Consider the following 18,665-nt stretch of genomic DNA (forward strand, 5'->3'; position numbering starts at 1 on the left):
CCATTATTTCATTATACAATATTTATTCTAAATTGAATATACTTAATTCCGCTAAATGAATACTAATAAATAATGGCACTCAACTTAATGAGTACCATTATTTATTATCTCCTACCATATCTTGTATGATCATTTCCTAAATAATTTACATTTGCATAAATTTTTACCATATTACTATTATCCTCATGCTCAATTTGAATATCAGTAGGTCTTCCATCATCTCCTCTTCTTTCAAAGTGATGATTTATAATCTCTAAGGCTATTTTTTCACTATACTGTCCATTATATACCTTATTATAATCATCTGCTGGCATTTCTAATACAGATCTATGAACTCCATCTTTAACAATCCTTTTTTCGATAATATTATTAAATAACATTTTTATAACCTCCATTGTCGTTATTTTAGAAGCTAAATTAAAACTCCTTTATAATATCTTTTCTATAAAGAAGTTTTTTATGTTACTTTTTATATATAAAAAATTGTTTATTGATTTAAATCTGTCCCATAAACATTTGTACCATAAATGATACTACTACAACAAAAAGAGAGATAATAAAGCCATGTAACATTGGTAAAAACCCAGATTTTGATACTTCTTTAAAGTTCGTTTTTAATCCAATTGCTCCTAAAGACATGACCATAAAAAATTTGCTTACAGTAGAGATTTTAGTACTATCTGAAGCAGAGATAATCCCTAGACTTTTTACGCCAACCATAACCAAAAATATCACAATAAACCATGGAAATATCTTTTTTAAATCAATTTTTTCTTTTTTCGTGCTACTTATATTATGCTTAGAGTTTAATCTCTCGTTAATAAATGAGAATACTAATACTGCGGGTACTATAGATAATGTTCTTGTAAGTTTAACTATTAATGAAAAGTTTCCAGCTGCATCTGAAAATGCATATCCTGCTGCTACAACAGATGATGTATCATTTACAGCAGTTCCTGTCCACAATCCATACCCTAAATCACTCATTCCAAAATACCTTCCTGCTATTGGAAATAATACCACCATAACTATATCAAATATAAAGGTAGCAGAAATTGCATAGGCAATATCATTTCCCTCTGCATCTATAGTGGGTGCAATTGCTGCAACTGCAGAACCTCCACATATTCCAGTACCTGCTGAAATAAGCCCAGAAAGCTTCCAATTCATGTTAAATAATTTCCCCAAATAATATCCACCTGCAAATGCAGCAAATAACGTAAATGTCATAACAATTAGCGAATACTTTCCAACTTCAAATACTTGAGAAAAACTTAGAGTTGCGCCCATTAAAATAATAGCTAGTCTTAACACCTTTTTAGAAACAAAACTTATTCCATCATTTAAAATATTATAATTTGATATAATCGGATTAATTGCCATGCCTAAAAGTAAAGAAAAAACCCCTGCACTAATGAGTTTTCCTGGGATAAGATCACTAATGAACATTGATACATAAGCTAGAATAACTGTTAATAAAATTCCTGCTGAATACTTTTTGATAAACTTCATATCATTTACCTCCCTTTATTTTATACTATTGATTCTATTGCTACATTAGTATAAAATCAAATTATGATTTATTATATATCAATAAGTTAAGTTTATATATGGAGGATATAATGATTGATTTTAGATTAAAGACTTTCCTAACATTATGCAAAGTATTAAATTATACTAAAACTGCTGAGATTTTGCATATCACGCAACCAGCTGTATCACAACATATTAAATACTTGGAGGATAATTATAATGTAAAGTTATTCCACTACGGTGGCAAAAGTCTAGAATTAACGGAAGCTGGAAAAATACTCTATAATTTTACTCTTGCAATGCAAGCAAGTTCTGATAGACTTAGGCTTATGTTGACCACTCCTAAAATTAATAATTATCCTATAACTTTTGGTTCAACTTTAACTATTGGTGAATATACAATGTCTAATTTACTTATAAAATTAATATCTGATTTTCCACATATCAACGTTACAATGGAAGTTGGCAACACGAAAATTCTGCTAGAAAAATTACGAGATGGAAAAATCGATTTTGCTATATTAGAAGGTCATTTTGATAAGTCGGAATATAATTCAATGTTTTTTTCTACTGAACCTTTTATAGGAGTATGTTCTCCTAATCATCCTTTTGCAAGCAAAAATATTTCCTTTCAAGATATTTTTGAGGAGCGGTTAATCCTTAGAGAGAAAGGTTCTGGAACAAGAGATATTTTTGAACAGATTTTATATGAACATAATATTACAATGAAAAATTTCAAAAAAATAACTCAAATCGGAAATATGAGCATGATAAAAGAATTAGTAATAGAAAATTTAGGAATTACATTTTTATATAAGGAAGCCGTTAAAAGAGAGCTTAGTGATGGCAGTCTTATAAAAATAGATTTAAAAGACTTTGATGTGGAAAGAGAGTTTAATTTTGTATTTTTAAAAGATAGTCTACATCATAAAGAATATCTTGATTGGTTTAACTATTTTATTTCAATTAGATAAATATAAAAGCTAGAACAAGAGGATCTTTTATTCTAGCTTTTTATATATACCTAATCTAAATTAATTACCTAAAAATCTATCTAACAAACCCAGAGAACTTAGTAATACTATAAATATGGCGACTGGTGCTACATACTTGATGAGTATAGTCCAGAATTTTTCAAGCTTAAAGCTTACTCCTGGGCTCTTCTTCACCTCAGCAATAGCCTCATCTACACCCCAAATATATCCTATGAATATTGCCATTAAAAATCCACCTACAGGCATTAATATATTAGATGTAAAGAAGTCTAAAGTATCAAAAACTCCTTTATTGAATAATGGAATATGAAAATCAGCCATAGGCCCCATGGATAAAGAAGCAAATATGCCAATTATAAACATAAGAGATGCAAATATGGTTACAGCCTTATTCCTAGACCATTTACGCTGATCAATTCCATATGATACAGCTACTTCTAGCAGTGAAATAGAAGACGTAAGAGCTGCAAAGAAGACTAATACAAAGAAAATCACCCCAAATACGGTTCCTAAAGGCATAGCTTCAAATACTGCCGGCAATGTTACAAACATAAGTCCAGGACCTTGACCTGGTTCAAATCCAAAAGCAAACACTGCTGGAAGAACAGCAAAACCTGCTAATAGTGCTACTGCCGTATCAAGTCCAGGTATTATTAAAGCATTTTTCTCTAGATTTTCATCACCTTTTAGATAACTACCATAGGTAATCAGCGCGCCCATACCTAATGATAATGAGAAGAATACCTGCCCTAAAGCATCAACTAAAACCCTTGCATTAAATTTGCTAAAATCAGGCTTTAAATAATAAGAAAGTCCTGCTGAGGCTCCATCAAGAGTTATAGATCTTACAGCTACTATAATAAGCATAACAAATAATGCTGGCATCATCACTTTACTTGCCTTTTCGATTCCCGCGGATATACCTTTAAAAACTATGGCTACAGTTAGTAACATAAATATTCCATGATATATTAGAGGCTCTACAGATGCTCCAGTGAATCCAGTAAAATATGTAGCCTTATCTGATGCTATACTTCCTAATAAAGTTGCAACAATATATTTAATAACCCAACCACCAACTACACTATAATAAGACAAAATTAAAAATGCAGTTAAAATTCCGATGAAACCTAGAAAACCCCAGTTTTTATTTAGCTTTTTGTATGCTCCATAAGGGTCAAGGTTTGTTTTTCTTCCTATGATCATTTCTCCTAGCATCATAGTAAATCCTACTAATACAACTATCAGTAGATATACCACGACAAACACGGCACCACCATTTTTACCTGCTAAATATGGAAACTTCCATAAATTGCCTAGTCCTACTGCTGAACCTGCTGCCGCCATAATAAAACCAAAACTTGATCCCCACGATCCTCTTTCTTCTTGGCTTTTAACCTTGTTGTCCATAATATCCCTCCTTTAATATTTTTTTATATTATATTTATGAGTTTAAATGATTATACTACATTTAAGCATTAAAGTAAACGAATATTTAGACTATTCTGTAAGTTTATTTTTTATCAAAGTTTAACTCCAAAATATAAATTCTAAAGCCCTTAATGGTATAATTATTATCTTTCCATTAAGGGCTAATCTTTTCTGTTGTTTTTATTCTATAGATTTTATAATATTTTCCAATATTGGATTAAAAATTTTATCTATAATTTTATCTGAATCTTCGTAGCTATTATTAGAAATACTGCTTATTTCCTTGACCATAGGAATCTCTCCCAGAAGCTTTAGATTCATATCTTCTAAAAATTCATTTATATTTTCTGTATCATATATTTTTATCTTTTCATTACAATTTGGACATAAGACATAACTCATATTTTGTATAACACCTATTATGCTTATATTCATTTTCCTAGCCATATTTACTGCCTTAGCTACTATCATTGAAACCATATCTTGGGGTATTGATACCATTATCAGTCCATTAATTGGTATTGAATCCATTACAGTCAATGCTACATCTCCTGTTCCTGGTGGCATATCAATAATAAGATAATCTAATTCCTCCCATAATACATCTGTCCAAAACTGTCTAACAGCCGTTGAAATAATCGGTCCTCTCCATATAACAGGTTGATTTTCATCTTCCATCAGTAAATTAAAGGACATAACTTTAATCCCATCCTCAGTCTCTACTGGATAAAGAAAATTCTCCGTAGATTCTACCTCTGCATCTTTAATATCAAGTAATCTTGGAATACTTGGCCCTGTAATATCAGCATCAAGGATTCCTACCTTGTACCCTTTTTTCCTCAATTCCTTAGCTATTAAAACAGATACAGTAGATTTTCCCACTCCACCTTTTCCACTCATTACACCTATTACTTTATTTATCTTATTTAATGGATTGTTCTCTATCATACAGCCATCCTTAGGTTTTGAACAGGAACTTTTGGATGGACAATTGTTGCAATTTGCCATAATAGTCTCCTTTCTCAGTTAATTTATTTATTATATCCTAGTAAACATTTCTAATCCACAGATTTTAATGATTCTACCATCTCTACATTCTTAAGTTTATAATACATTGCAAGATTTACAAGAATTGCAAAAATTAAGGTTAATAGTATTGAGAAAATATAGCTTTTTAATTCTAATTTTAATCCAAACATTATATTTTCCATTTCAACTGTTGTCATTATAAACTTATGCAAAAATATTCCCATAACGAGACCTGCTAAAGCTCCAATAATAGTCAATATTGTGTTTTCTCTATAGATATATACTGATACCTCATTATCATAAAATCCTAAAACCTTTATAGTTGCAATTTCTCTTATTCTTTCAGATATATTGACATTAGTTAAATTATATAAAACTACAAAAGCTAAAGCTCCAGCGGAAATAATCATAACTAAAACTACATAGTTTAAACTTTTAATAGTATCTTCAAAATTTTCCTTAATTGAAGTATTAAAACTAACACTAGAAATGCCTTCTTTTTTTATCAATTCTCTTGATAATTTATCTTCAAATTCTTTAGAAGTATCAGATAGAATTCCAATAGCTTCATTGAATTTTACTTCTTTTTGAAATATTTCATCATAATAATTGGGAGATAAATATACATAATTAAATGTATAGTTTTCTGTAATCCCAGTTATTCTTACTTTAGCCTTATCATCTTCATTGTTAATTAGGGTTATTTCATCTCCTATATCTACATTTAGGCTTTTACTCACCTGCTCGGTAATTACCACTCCCTTTTCTTCTATGTCAATTTCCTTTTCATCCTTACGTCTTTGCAAATGAATAAAATTATCTATATTTGTTATATCCTTTGGGATAATTATTGATATATCTTTTTTTAAGCTACCTGAATCTAGAGCTCCACTTTCCTTTGAAATAAGTTCATAAGACTTTATCTTATCATTATTCTCTAGATGTTTTATCCCCTCAGTTTCTAATCCTACAGTCATATCATAGGTAAATAACACTCCATATTGCCTATCTACTACAGTTTTAATAGAATCTCTTATTCCAAATGCTGTAAGCATTAAAGCAGTACAACCTGCTATTCCAAATACAGTCATAAAAAATCGTCTTTTATATCGAAATATATTTCTAATAGTTACTTTATAACTAAAGTTAAATCTGTTCCAAATGAAAGGTATATTTTCAAGGAGTATTCTTTTCCCTAACTTCGGAGCCTTTGGCCTCATTAGAGATGCTGGATTTTCTCTTAACTCATTATTACAAGCAAGAAATGCAGTAGTAGTAGTCAATCCTATAGCCCCTAAAGATATAAAAGTGGCTAAACTTACATTAAATCTAAGAGTTATAGATGGTAATATATACATTATTCCATAGGCATTGAAAATAACAGTTGGAAATAATGTATATCCTATTCCAATTCCTATTATACATCCTAATATTGTTGCGGCTAAAGCATAAAAGATGTATTTAAAGGCTATATCCCATCTCCCATAACCTAAAGCCTTTAAAGTTCCTATATTTATCCTTTGCTCATCTACCATCCTCGTCATAGTAGTCAAACATACTAATGCTGCAACCAAAGCAAAGAAAACTGGAAATACTTTAGATATGGCATCAATACGATCCGCAGCCCCACCATAATCTACATATGAATAATGAGATTTTCTATTTAATACATACCATTTCCCCTTTTCAATTTTCTTTATCTCTTTTTCTCCATCCTCAATTTTTTCCCATGCCTTTCTTAATTCTTCGTCTACTTTTTCCTTTGAATCATTATATTCTTTTTCTCCCTTTGCCAAATCTATTTTTCCTTTATCTAATTTTTCTTTAGCCTTTTTAATCTCTAAAAGCCCTTCTTTTTCACCTTTTATAAGATTTAACTTTTCATTCTCTAATTTTCCCCTTGAAGAAGCTAATAAATTTTTACTTTGATTAAGTTCTTCCTCACCTTTTATAAGTTCCTTTTTATTTTTAGCCAAATCTTTCTTTCCATTATCTACAGCTTCTTTCGTCTTAGCTAAAATCCCCAATGTAGTTTGTAAATCTATGTTTAGTTTTTCCTTTTCTTCCTTTGGCAATAAAGGATTTTTTAGAGCATCATTAATTTGTGCTATCTTTCCTTCTAATAGAGTTATACTTTCCTCTCCTTTTTTTATTTCTTCTTCAGCTTTTTTGAAACCTTCTTCAGCTAATGATTTTTTTTCATTAAAAGCTTCGAGCCCTTTTCTGTACTCCTCTTCCCCTATTAATAATTCCTTTTCTGCTAATTCAATCTTTTCTTTACCTTCTTTAATAGATAAATTAAACTTCCTTTCATTATCTTTAAGTTCTTTTTCACCATTACCTATGTCTTTTTTAGCATTCTCTATTTCCTCTAAAGCTTCCATTAATTTTTCTTCAGCTTTAGCTTTTTCATCAAAGTATTCTTTTTTACCTTCTGTTATCTTGTCTTCTGCCTCTGATAAAATTTCTCTATATCTTATTTGTTCTCTATCTTTGGCTAGTTCCTTTACCTTATCTGTAATTGGATTGATTACATCAAAATATTCATCTTTATATGAATTCAGTTCCCTGGCACCTTCCACAGTAATATATATATCTGTATATATATCTAATATAAAGTTTTCTTGAGGAATCATAATGAAATCTCTTACTTGCCCATTCCCAATATTACTGCTGCCTTTTTCGAAGGATAAATAGTATGGAGTCTGAACAGCACCTACTACTATAAATTCAGTATTTTTTAGACTATCAGATAAAGGTTCTTCTTTTCCAGAAAATAGTTTGATTTTAGAGCCTATAGGTACTCTCAAGAAATTCTCTTTCCCTGCTTCAATTACACATTCATTAGATTTCTCCGGCAACCTTCCCTTTACTAATTTCACACCATTTATCTGTTGTTCCGATGAAAATCCATGTACTCTGAGTACAACTTCTTTCTCCTTATATTCTGCCAATGCATCAATAGTGTAGGTTCCAAAGCTTTCTTTTACACCTTTAATTTTACTTATTTCACTTAGATCATCTTTAGTTAAACCTAAAGTTGACACTACTCTTATATCCATTAAATTGTACTCATCATAATATTTATCAGCTGTATATTCCATATCTTCTGGAGCAATTTTAACGCCTGAAAAAAATGCCACTCCCAAAGCTATAATTGCTACAATAGATATAAATCTACCTAATGACTTTTTGATATCCCTTAAAACATCTTTTGTTAGTGCAGTTTTTTTCACTACCATTCAATCCTTTCTACTGAAATAGGATTGCTATTTATGGTTTGACTTTCTATCATACCATTTTTAACTCTTATAACTTTATCTCCCATTGGAGTTATAGCTAAGTTATGAGTTATCACGACTACGGTCATCCCTCTCTCTCTACAAGTATCTTGTAGAAGTTTTAATATAGACTTTCCTGTATTATAGTCTAATGCTCCCGTTGGTTCATCACATAAAAGTAGCTTCGGGTTTTTAGCCAATGCCCGTGCAATAGCCACTCTCTGCTGTTCACCTCCTGATAACTGGGCAGGAAAGTTTTTCTTCCTGTCATTTAATCCTACTGCATCTAATACTTCTTCTGTATTTAAAGGATTATTACATATTTGAGTTGCAAGTTCTACATTTTCAATAGCTGTTAAATTTTGAACTAGATTATAAAACTGAAATACAAAACCTATATCATGTCTTCTATAGGTTATAAGTTCCTTATTTGAAAAAGAACTTATTTCTCTTTTATCTACTACGACCTTTCCAGATGTTGCTGTATCCATACCTCCCAATATATTTAGTATTGTGCTTTTTCCTGCCCCACTAGCTCCTGCTATAACAACAAACTCCCCTTTGTCAATGGAAAAATTTGCTCCAGATAGAGCTTCTATTTTCACTTCTCCCATTTGATATAATTTTCTTACATTTTGAAATTCAATATATTTTTCCATCTTTGTCTACTCCTTAACTAATGATGTATATTTTTTATTTTTAAAATACTAGATTTAATAATAAAGATATTTATAATATAGAGTTTATCATATTTTACTAATATGTTAACCATAATTTGCAAAAGAAAAAGCGATTAATTTAAATAATCGCTTTTTTCATCTTATTATTTTAAATCATATTAGCATAGATAGAAACTGCATCTCTTAAAAATTCCGCTAGCCCTGGCTGCTCCTTATCATAATATTCTTTAAATCTTTCATCCTCAACATACATTTGAGCAAGATTAGCATGTGCTTCTTTAGTATAAGAATCCCAGAAATAACTTAGCCACTGACGATGTAAATCTACTGCTTTTTGTGCTAGTTCTCCTCCTGGATTCTTAGTATCATATGCTAATTTTAATGTCTCTATCACATTAGAACCAAGTTTCTGTAACTCTTTATATTGTTCTTCAGTCATGTTTCTTAGCATTTTATTTGATTTATCTACTTGCTCATCTCCATATTTCTCTCTAGCTTCTTTTCCAAACCTCTCTTCATTATCACTAATCATTTTTTGTTTAAAACCTTCAAACTTTTCTTTATCACTCATTTTAATTCTCCCTTCTTTTAATGCTATAGTCTTCTCTACATTAGCTATTAACAAATCTATTTGATTTCTTTTTTGAAGGAGTTTTTCACGATGTTGTATAAGTGCAGAGGATTCGTCAAAAGAAACTGATGTCACTATCTTTTTTATACTCTCTAAATCCATATCTAATTCTCTATAGAATAATATCTGTTGTAATCTATCAACTTCTTTATTACTATATATTCGATATCCTGATGAATTAATTCTTGCCGGCTTAAGAATTCCTATCTCATCATAATATCTAAGTGTTCTACTGCTAATTCCTGCTAGATTAGCCAACCTTTGCACTGTATATTCCATTTCATTCACCTCCTTACAAGTTTACTATACACCTTTACGTTACGTCAATGTCAATAGTTATCCTTTATTTCTGTAATATATAATCTCAATAAAGTTAATAATATTAAATAACCTAAAACTAAATCTTGATATCTTAGAAAGGGATGTGAATTATGGATACTAATGAATATTTAGTATGTACCGAATGTAAAGGAGTCTATTTTGAAATTAAGAGGGAAGCTACTTATTTATATACATACAAATTAGAAACACCTTTGACAAAGAATTTAAGTGATAAAGATGAAGCATTACCCTTTTTATTTGATAATAGAGAATTATTAAATAGTAATGAATATATTGAATGCAGAAATTGTGGTGCAATATATCCCTATGACTTACATAGTAATAATAACATTCATTTTACAATTGTTCAAAAGGCAGCGCGATCTGACATTATTGAGGAGCCCGAATTTCTTGGTTAAATATATTAAAGCTAGTTAGGAAAATATAAGATTTCCTAACTAGCTTTAATATTTAATTTAAATTATCGTGTCTAAATAATCCTGAGGTTTTATTAACATCCATAACAAACATTATGCCCTTACCTGGTTCATCAAGATGCATAGCTTCTTTTATAGACTTTATTATATTATCTGATTTTTCTCTTTCAACTATTGTCATAACTATTTCTTTCTCCGGTTCAATATTCATGGAAAAGAACATAATATTTTCATGTATGCCTGAACCTCTCGCATTAATAATAGTTGCCCCTCTGGCTCCTGCTAAAGTAGCAGCATCTACAACTTCTTCTCCAAGTCCTCTCTCTACTATAGTAAAAATCACTTCATATTCCATATCATCTTTTCCTCCTATTCTCAGGTCCATATCAGACTTGCCATAACTTTTTACACCTAAAACCTTCTTTACAGGTAAAGAGAAGATTATTCCATGATTAGGTTTATTTAAATGAAATTTTTCAGTTAAGACTTCATGAATCTGATCCTCAAGTTTATCTTCTGAAACCATTAACACTATTTCTTTCTTTACTTCGTCAAGTCCCAATATTTCTAAAATATGATTTTTAACTGTTCCTCTTCCTAGAAAAATAGTCCCTCCTGCTACACCAATTTTTTTTGCTTCCTTTAGAATTTTACTTCCATTGCCTAAGTTTACTATAACAACAGATAAAACTAATTCTTTATTAATCATATCTAGTTCCAATTTAGTTCAACTCCTTTTTTCCAGCCTTGCGTTCATATATTAGACCTAATATTTGTATAGCAATTAAAGGCGTCAATGCTACCATGGCAATTACACCAAAGGCATCCATTAATACATCCGCACCCTCTATTGCTTCTGCTACACCTTGAGCAAATGCCAATATAAAAGTAGCGGTCATTGGACCAGAAGCTACTCCACCTGAGTCAAAGGCAATACCTACAAATAGTTTAGGTGTAAAATAAGACAATGCTATTGCTAATAGATATCCTGGCACAAGAAAATGCCATAATTTAATACTGGGGATTAATATCCTTATCATAGAAAGTGATACCGCAATTGCAACTCCTATTGATAATGTATATAAGATTACTTTCTTTTTAATATGCCCACTTGTAACTTCTTCAATCTGTTCATTTAATACATATACTGCTGGTTCTGCAAATATTACTGCAAATCCGAGAACAAAGCCTATTGCTATAACAATCCAGTCCTTATCAAGAGATGCAGCAGCATGCCCTATAGCAGATCCTGCCTCCATAAATCCTGCATTTACTCCAGTTAAGAATAATACAAAGCCTATAAAAGTATAAAGCAAACCTTTTAAAATCTTATAAAGTTGTTTTTTAGATAGTTTAAAAAATATAATTTGAAATATAAAAAATAAGAATAATAATGGAATCATCGCCATTATAACTTCCATTGATATCACTGGTATTTCATGTATGAAGGAAGCTAATATACCATTTGTATTAACAGAATGATAAGGTAAACTTCCTGTTAGAGATTTTATGCCTGAGAACAGGCTCATTATGAGGACTGCCATCATAGGACCAGCAGATGCTATACCAACTAATCCAAAGCTTGATTCTTCAGATGCTTTTCCCCCCTGAGTGGAAGATACACCTAAACCTAGTGCCAAAATGAATGGTACTGTCATTGAGCCTGTTGTGGCTCCACCTGAATCAAACGCTATTCCTAGAAATTCTTTAGGTGATAAGATTACTAGAAAAAATATTATACTATATAATAGTGTTAAAAGTTTGTGTAATGGAATATTAAATACAATCCTTGATAATCCAACAGCAACTAATACACCTACTCCTATTGAAACTACAATTACAATACTTGTCTGTGATAATACTCCAGAAGTCACGTCACTTACTTGTCTTGCCAGTACTAACAAATCAGGTTCTGCAACATTTATAAAAAATCCAAGAATGAATCCAAATATTATAATTAGCCATATATTTTTAGTCCTTGTTAGAGATGAACCCATTAAAGTACCTATAGATTGTATTCCTAGTTCAGCACCAAACAAAAATATTGCTAAACCAAATATAATAAATATTGCTCCAACTATAAACTTCCACATTAAATTTGCTCCTATTGGAGCTATGGTGAAGTTCAAAATCAGCACCAGAATAGTAATTGGTAACACAGCTAATGTAACCTCTTTCAATTTTTGAGTCAACATGTTCAAATAGTATCAGCATCCTTTCTGTATATAATATATATTTTTTAGTTCATATATATTATAGTATATAATTTATTTCTATGTAAACCTTTTCTTTCGTTTCTCTAAGATTTTTTTAATAAAAGGATTGCCAAAAATAGTATTTTAATTGAAACAATAGGGACATTAATCACTAATGACCCCATTGTTATTCCATATATAGTTTTATTTTTAATTTTACCACTCATTAATTTAATTTTTCTATTTTTCTGGATTTAGACTTAAATAATATTCCAATCCATTTACTATAGAATCTACTACCTTATCTTGATAAGAATCATTTAACAAAAGTTTCTCTTCATTTTCATTGGATAAAAAACCATATTCAACTATTATAGCCGGCATTTTAGTCTGATTTAAAACTATTAAATCTTCTCTACCTATAATACCTTTGTCAGTAGCTCCAGTACCTTTTACTAATTCATCTAACATAATTTGTGCCAGCACATCATTATTGGAATCATTAATAGTGCTTTTTCTATTTGGGTAATATAATACTTGAATCCCGTTTATACTATTATTATTTTCTATAGCATTGCCATGAATACTAACAAATATCCTAGCCTTTTTCTCATTTGCCATATCTGCTCTATAATTGTTATCTACGAATTCATCCGTCTCCCTAGTTAAAATAACTTTATAATCCATAGACATAAGTTTTTCATATAATTTTTTAGCTATTTCTAAATTTATATCTTTTTCATAATGGTTGTTAACACTAATAGTGCCAGAATCTTTTCCTCCATGTCCAGGATCTATAACTATTACTTTTTTTGATGAAATAAAATCTCCTTTTAGAAAAGAAAATCTTTGAAATATATTGAAAAAGATAAGTATTAATATTATTATCAAAAAAATTGCTCTAATTCTTCTAAATATCATCTGTCTTTCCTCCAAGAATATTGCTAATATTTTATTTAAATAGACAAGACTCTTCAGCAATATCAAACTGATAGCTAGTTAATCTTTGCTTGTCCAAAAGTCAACTAATTTTTTAGAAGGAATGGCAGATATTATTGTTTTATCTCCCATTCCTTCATTATTATAATAATATATTACTACTTTTAGTTTATTACTTAGATTGTATCATGTTTTCAAAGGTCTTTATACTTTCAAATAAATTCTTATTTTCTTTTATCTTCTGTTCTCCTCCTACAACAGATATATAATTTTGTTTTAATATTTTTTCTATCATATCGGCAAAACCTCTTATATCTTCATCTGTAGTATTTATTATTTCTTCATACATTCTCCTTATATCATTTTTGGTAACTCCAGAAAAATATAGTTCATCCTCAAGAACAACTTCTAGACTAGGAGTTAACTTTCCAAAAGGATTCATCTCACTTTGAACATTTGTTATAGTCCCGATTATATGATTTATCATTTCTTGCTCTGTCGCTTTAAAATTTCTTATAAAATCTGCTACCCCATCAAATACTTCCATTGTCTCTTTTATATTAGGATCTTGAGTTGAATAAAATATAACTTTACCATCTTCACTTATTTTAACTCCAGTTCCATAAGCTCCTCTTTTGACTCTTATTTCATTCCATAGATATTCACTACTTATGATTTTCTCAAGAACTTTCATTTTAGGACTATATTTATATCCTTCTTCTATAAAATTCCCACCCTTAAATACATATTGAAGATTAATAGGCATTATTATACCCTCATTCTTATTATTAGAAAGAAATTCATATTTTGCTATAGGATATTTTGAACCATCCATACTGTCTATTAAATTAGGGATATTTTCAACAAGACTATTATATCCTTTTGCATCTCCCAAAAAGCTTATTACCATAGTATCTTGATTAAATATATGTTTTTTTAATTCTAAAAGATTTTCTTGAATTTCATTCCACCTTGTATCAAAGTTTTTATCAAGATTACATATAAATTTATAATAATCAAGACTCACTATCTCTGAAGCATATCTATAATTTTGAGATAAGTAACTATTCATCTTATCCCAGCTAATATACTCAATATAAGAATAATCTTTATAATACATATCTAAATTCAATTTCTCTTCACGAATAATATTCTTTATATGCTCTTTGTCACTGAAATTAATAGAACTCATTATTTCTCCAAATAACTTTAATGAATTTGAAATATTTTCATTAGAAAGCTTGACTAAAGCAGCTTGCATATTTAAACCCATTTTAGAGTTATTAGGTATATTATAAAATCTTGGTCCAAAAAATCTCACTATATCATTATCCATATCATTAAGAATTGAAGATAAGAGATTAATATAGGATAACTTATCCTGTGGTATAGACTTTGTGTCAAAATAAAAAGTTATATATGATGCTTCATCTAAAGGAACAGGATGATATAAAACTTTTACTTTGTCTATTTCTTTTACTTCTGTGGGAAAATCACTAACTTTTATATCTATATCTTCCTTAGATAAATATGGTAATTCAGATAAATCTTCCTGTGAGTCTGGAGTATCTGCCCACTGTCTTAACTCTTTAGTTTGATTTACAAGACTATTTATTTCTGCATCAGATAAATTTGACTTATATTTAGCTAGTTTTTCTTTAAGTTCCATAGTATTTTTATCTTCAAGGCCTTTAACAGGTTTTAATATTACAGTAGATGAATGATTATTTTCAAGAAGATAATCTACAATAAGTTTTTCTAGATAACCACTTTTTATCTTTTGCTTAACTTTATCAAAAACATCCTTGTTTTCTAGGAATTTAGGTGATTTTTCTCCATAAACCCATGATTCCGTCATTCTCATACTGAAATAAAAGGGATCAACATTTGGGTTAGATATTATTCTTCTTTCAATGAAATCCAGCACTTTATTTATATCTTCTTCTTTAAATCCTTCCCGCGTTATCTTTAACAGAGTGTCATCTATTATCTTTTTAATTTTATCTTTATTTTCTTCTTCTGTATCACTGATATAAATTCCATAAGTTGGCTGGATGCCATTAGCTCTAAAATCAGAGAATACCATGTCACTAAGAGAACTGTCTTCAAGAGCTTTTCTTAAAGGAGAAAATTTATCTCCCATTAAAAGCTCATTTAAAATTTGAAAACCTATCACTGTTTCTTTATCTGAGAAATTACTTACTACATAATTATAAGATATATTTGTCTTATTTTTAGAATCAGATTCTTTTGGAATACTATATTCTACTGCAAATGTTTTAGGGAGTTCAAATGGTTTTTGATAAGATATAGAAATATCTATCTTTTCTTTATCAAATTTACTTAGATAATTATCATTTATAAGCTTTAATATCCTATCTGTATCAATATTTCCATATAAGAAAATAAGGGAGTTTGATGGTTTATAATACTCTTTATATGTCTGTATAAATTTCTCTCTTGTTAAAGAGGGTATTTCTTCGGGAAATCCACCTGATTCCCATTTGTATGAAGTATCTGGAAATAAGGATTCCTTTATGGCTTTCATTAATAAAATTCCTGGATCAGAGTACATATTTTTCATTTCATTATATGCAATTCCATTAATTCTAAAGTCTGATTCTTTAGAATCCAATTCATAACTCCATCCTTCTGACTTAAATATATTGGGTTCTTCTAGCATATTAGGATAAAAAATCCCATCTAAAAAAACATTAATCAAATTCTCAAGGTCTTTCTGGTTAGTACTATCGGCTGTATAGGATGTATAATCTTGAGAAGTAGATGCAGTTATAAGTTTACCCATAGATCTATTAAGCATTTGAACAATAGGCTGTTTAACAGGATAATTTTTAGATCCGCATAAGACACTATGTTCTATAATATGGTTTACTCCTGTATTATCAGTGGGAGGAGTTTTAAAATTAATGGAAAAGAATTTTTGATCATCATTGTTTTTCATATGAATTAACTGAGCACCTGATTTTATATGTTCATATGTAATTATGGTAGATTTTATATCATCAACCTTCTTTGACGATATGATTTTAAACCCGTGACTAATATTCTCTTTTTCAGCGATAACTGAAGAAGAAAGAAAATATGAAAAAATAATACTAAATATTAAAGTTAAAGAAATTAACTTTGGCTTTCTGAGCATATAAAATTCCTCCTATTTAATAAATTTAAATTATCTAATCTGTTGAAATCAAAAAGTTTCAAACTAGATAATAATACTTTATCAAGTTTGAAACCTACATTTATTAATATAATATTTAGAAAACCTTAAATTTTTCTTACATTTCATATTTAACTTTATTTTCAATTGGTAGAAATACAGTAAACTCTGTATATTCCTCACAACTTTCAACTTTAATTTGCCCCCCATGAAGTTCTACAATTTCTTTTGCTATGGCAAGTCCAAGACCTGCACCACCTGTTCTAGATGTTCTCGCAGTATCAAGGCGATAAAACTTTTCAAAAATCCCATCCAATTTATGTGAAGGAATTGGTTTTCCATTATTCTTTATTTTAATATTTACTCCTTCTATAATTTCTTCCACAATTATCTTGATTTCACTGGATATAAAACTATAACTAATTGCATTTTTAAGTAGATTATCAAATACCCTAGCAAGTTTGTCACTATCACCAACAATGGAAATATTATCTATTAAGTTTAATTTCACATGAAGTTCTTTCTCACTCATTAAAGGGTACATTTCATCAACTAATTGCTCCATCATTCTTGCAAGATTTACATTAGTTTTTTCCAAAATTATATTCTGCATATTAAATCTCGTGATTTCAAAAAATTCATTAATCAAATCCTCTAAACGGTCTGCTTTTTCAAGAGCTATAGATAAATATTTCATTCTTAACTCCTCAGAGATTTGTTTCTCATCATGGAGTAGATTTAAATAACCAATAACCGATGTAAGCGGAGTTTTCAAATCATGTGCTAAATATACTACAAGATCATTTTTTCTCTGCTCCGCCTCTTTTGCTTCAGCTTCTCGCTGTTTCAATGTTAATTTTATTTGATTTAATTTATCCTCCATTGGTTTAAGTTCATTTGGAAGAAGAATTATACTTTCATCCTCATCAGCAATTCGATCTACTGCATCTGCTATTTGATTTAAATATCTGGTTACTTTAGAAAGTGTATAATAAAAGAAAATTATAATTAGCATTATAAATCCTACAGTTAATAAGGTTTTTTTATTATTTCTAAAAACCTGCCCATATATATTATATGCATCAGCGTTACTAAATCCCAAAATTTCACATGTTCTAATAACAAATCTTGCAAATGGATCTTGTAGAATACCATCAATAAAAACCTTTAATATAATAAACCCTAAAATTGCTGCTATTCCTAAATTTACAAACATTCGGAATAAAATTTTCATCTTTAATTCTTGATAGTTATTTTTCAATTTTATATCCAACTCCCCATACTGTTTTTATAAATTTAGGATTTTTAAATGGTTCATTCATTTTTTCACGGAGTCTACGTATATGAACCATTACAGTATTGTTATTATCAAGGTATTTCTCACCCCATACCTTTTCAAAAATTTCTTCAGAACTTATGACCCTGCCTCTATTTTCGCAAAGTAGCCATAAAATAGAGAATTCAATAGGAGTAAGATTAAGAGGCTTTTCGAATAAAGTACATTCATGAGTTTTTCTATTGATAACAAGTCCTGAAAAATCAATTATATTATCTGATTGCTTATCATTTCCGCTATATTTCGTATAACGTCTAATCTGAGCCTTAACTCTTGCTATAAGCTCTAATGGATTAAATGGTTTTGTGATATAATCATCAGCACCAATAGTTAAACCTGTTATTTTATCCATATCTTCCACCTTTGCGGTCAGCATAATCACTGGAAAAGTGTGCTTTTCTCTTATAATTTTGCAAATAGTAAATCCATCTATGTCTGGCATCATAACGTCAAGTATAGCAAGATCAAGGGGTACACTTTCTATACACTTTAAAGCATCTCCTGCATCATAAAATTTATGTACACTGTAGTTTTCATTTTCCAAATACAGCTCTACTAAGTCCGCAATTTCCTTTTCATCATCTACAACCAATATATTCATATTTTACTCCTTTCATAGTTAATAATTTTATTTTAAACCTATTTTTATTTATATATGTAAATATATAATAACATATAT

At 29.5% G+C, this 18,665-nt stretch carries 15 protein-coding genes; 2 read left to right on the forward strand and 13 right to left on the reverse strand.

Going from position 1 to position 18,665, the window contains the following annotated elements:
• Positions 1–104 precede the first annotated feature (104 nt).
• Positions 105–380: a hypothetical protein gene (locus tag RDK80_RS12120; protein WP_094901590.1), complete on the reverse strand. Its 276-nt coding sequence runs from the start codon at positions 378–380 to the stop codon at positions 105–107.
• 115 nt (positions 381–495) lie between these two features.
• Positions 496–1,512 (reverse strand): YeiH family protein, encoded by a 1,017-nt coding sequence (locus RDK80_RS12125; protein ID WP_308524405.1) that lies wholly within the window; start codon positions 1,510–1,512, stop codon positions 496–498.
• A gap of 110 nt (positions 1,513–1,622) precedes the next feature.
• Between RDK80_RS12125 and RDK80_RS12130 the strand changes: the two genes are divergently transcribed.
• Positions 1,623–2,507, forward strand: a complete 885-nt coding sequence (locus RDK80_RS12130; RefSeq protein WP_308524406.1) for a LysR family transcriptional regulator — start codon at positions 1,623–1,625, stop codon at positions 2,505–2,507.
• A 60-nt stretch (positions 2,508–2,567) separates the two neighbouring features.
• Here the strand turns inward: RDK80_RS12130 and RDK80_RS12135 are convergent, their stop codons facing one another.
• The 5 genes from RDK80_RS12135 to RDK80_RS12155 all read right to left on the reverse strand — a co-directional run bounded on the left by RDK80_RS12135 (position 2,568) and on the right by RDK80_RS12155 (position 9,859).
• The gene (locus tag RDK80_RS12135) at positions 2,568–3,938 is read right to left on the reverse strand and encodes a sodium-dependent transporter (protein ID WP_094901584.1); all 1,371 of its coding nucleotides are present in this window, start codon (positions 3,936–3,938) and stop codon (positions 2,568–2,570) included.
• Between the two features lie 201 nt (positions 3,939–4,139).
• Positions 4,140–4,907 carry an Mrp/NBP35 family ATP-binding protein gene (locus RDK80_RS12140; protein WP_308524407.1) on the reverse strand — a complete coding sequence of 256 codons (768 nt, stop codon included), beginning with the start codon at positions 4,905–4,907 and terminating at the stop codon, positions 4,140–4,142.
• 110 nt (positions 4,908–5,017) lie between these two features.
• A complete protein-coding gene (locus tag RDK80_RS12145) occupies positions 5,018–8,224 on the reverse strand; it encodes an FtsX-like permease family protein (protein WP_308524408.1) in 3,207 nt (1,068 codons plus the stop codon).
• Positions 8,224–8,928 (reverse strand): ABC transporter ATP-binding protein, encoded by a 705-nt coding sequence (locus RDK80_RS12150; protein WP_094901580.1) that lies wholly within the window; start codon positions 8,926–8,928, stop codon positions 8,224–8,226. The genes RDK80_RS12145 and RDK80_RS12150 overlap by 1 nt, the downstream gene beginning before the upstream one ends.
• A 169-nt stretch (positions 8,929–9,097) precedes the next feature.
• Positions 9,098–9,859, reverse strand: coding sequence for a MerR family transcriptional regulator (locus tag RDK80_RS12155; RefSeq protein ID WP_094901578.1), 762 nt, complete (start codon positions 9,857–9,859; stop codon positions 9,098–9,100).
• A gap of 152 nt (positions 9,860–10,011) precedes the next feature.
• Between RDK80_RS12155 and RDK80_RS12160 the strand changes: the two genes are divergently transcribed.
• Positions 10,012–10,320, forward strand: coding sequence for a hypothetical protein (locus RDK80_RS12160; protein ID WP_094901576.1), 309 nt, complete (start codon positions 10,012–10,014; stop codon positions 10,318–10,320).
• A 52-nt stretch (positions 10,321–10,372) separates the two neighbouring features.
• Here RDK80_RS12160 and RDK80_RS12165 read toward each other — a convergent pair whose 3' ends face one another.
• The 6 genes from RDK80_RS12165 to vanR all read right to left on the reverse strand — a co-directional run bounded on the left by RDK80_RS12165 (position 10,373) and on the right by vanR (position 18,587).
• Positions 10,373–11,059, reverse strand: a complete 687-nt coding sequence (locus RDK80_RS12165) for a P-II family nitrogen regulator (RefSeq protein WP_235601311.1) — start codon at positions 11,057–11,059, stop codon at positions 10,373–10,375.
• A gap of 1 nt (position 11,060) precedes the next feature.
• Entirely contained in the window at positions 11,061–12,533 is a 1,473-nt protein-coding gene (locus RDK80_RS12170) for a DUF1538 domain-containing protein (RefSeq protein WP_308524413.1), read from the reverse strand.
• Between the two features lie 240 nt (positions 12,534–12,773).
• A complete protein-coding gene (locus tag RDK80_RS12175; RefSeq protein ID WP_308524409.1) occupies positions 12,774–13,454 on the reverse strand; it encodes an N-acetylmuramoyl-L-alanine amidase in 681 nt (226 codons plus the stop codon).
• A gap of 190 nt (positions 13,455–13,644) precedes the next feature.
• Entirely contained in the window at positions 13,645–16,632 is a 2,988-nt protein-coding gene (locus RDK80_RS12180) for an insulinase family protein (RefSeq protein ID WP_308524410.1), read from the reverse strand.
• Positions 16,633–16,768: 136 nt separating this feature from the next.
• Positions 16,769–17,911 carry a cell wall metabolism sensor histidine kinase WalK gene (locus RDK80_RS12185; protein ID WP_216554501.1) on the reverse strand — a complete coding sequence of 381 codons (1,143 nt, stop codon included), beginning with the start codon at positions 17,909–17,911 and terminating at the stop codon, positions 16,769–16,771.
• Positions 17,901–18,587, reverse strand: coding sequence for a VanR-ABDEGLN family response regulator transcription factor (gene vanR / locus RDK80_RS12190; RefSeq protein WP_308524411.1), 687 nt, complete (start codon positions 18,585–18,587; stop codon positions 17,901–17,903). Before vanR ends, RDK80_RS12185 begins: the two co-directional genes overlap by 11 nt.
• Positions 18,588–18,665 lie beyond the last annotated feature (78 nt).

Origin of the sequence: uncultured Tissierella sp., from assembly GCF_902479755.1 — a bacterium.
GTDB lineage: Bacteria > Bacillota > Clostridia > Tissierellales > Tissierellaceae > Tissierella > Tissierella carlieri.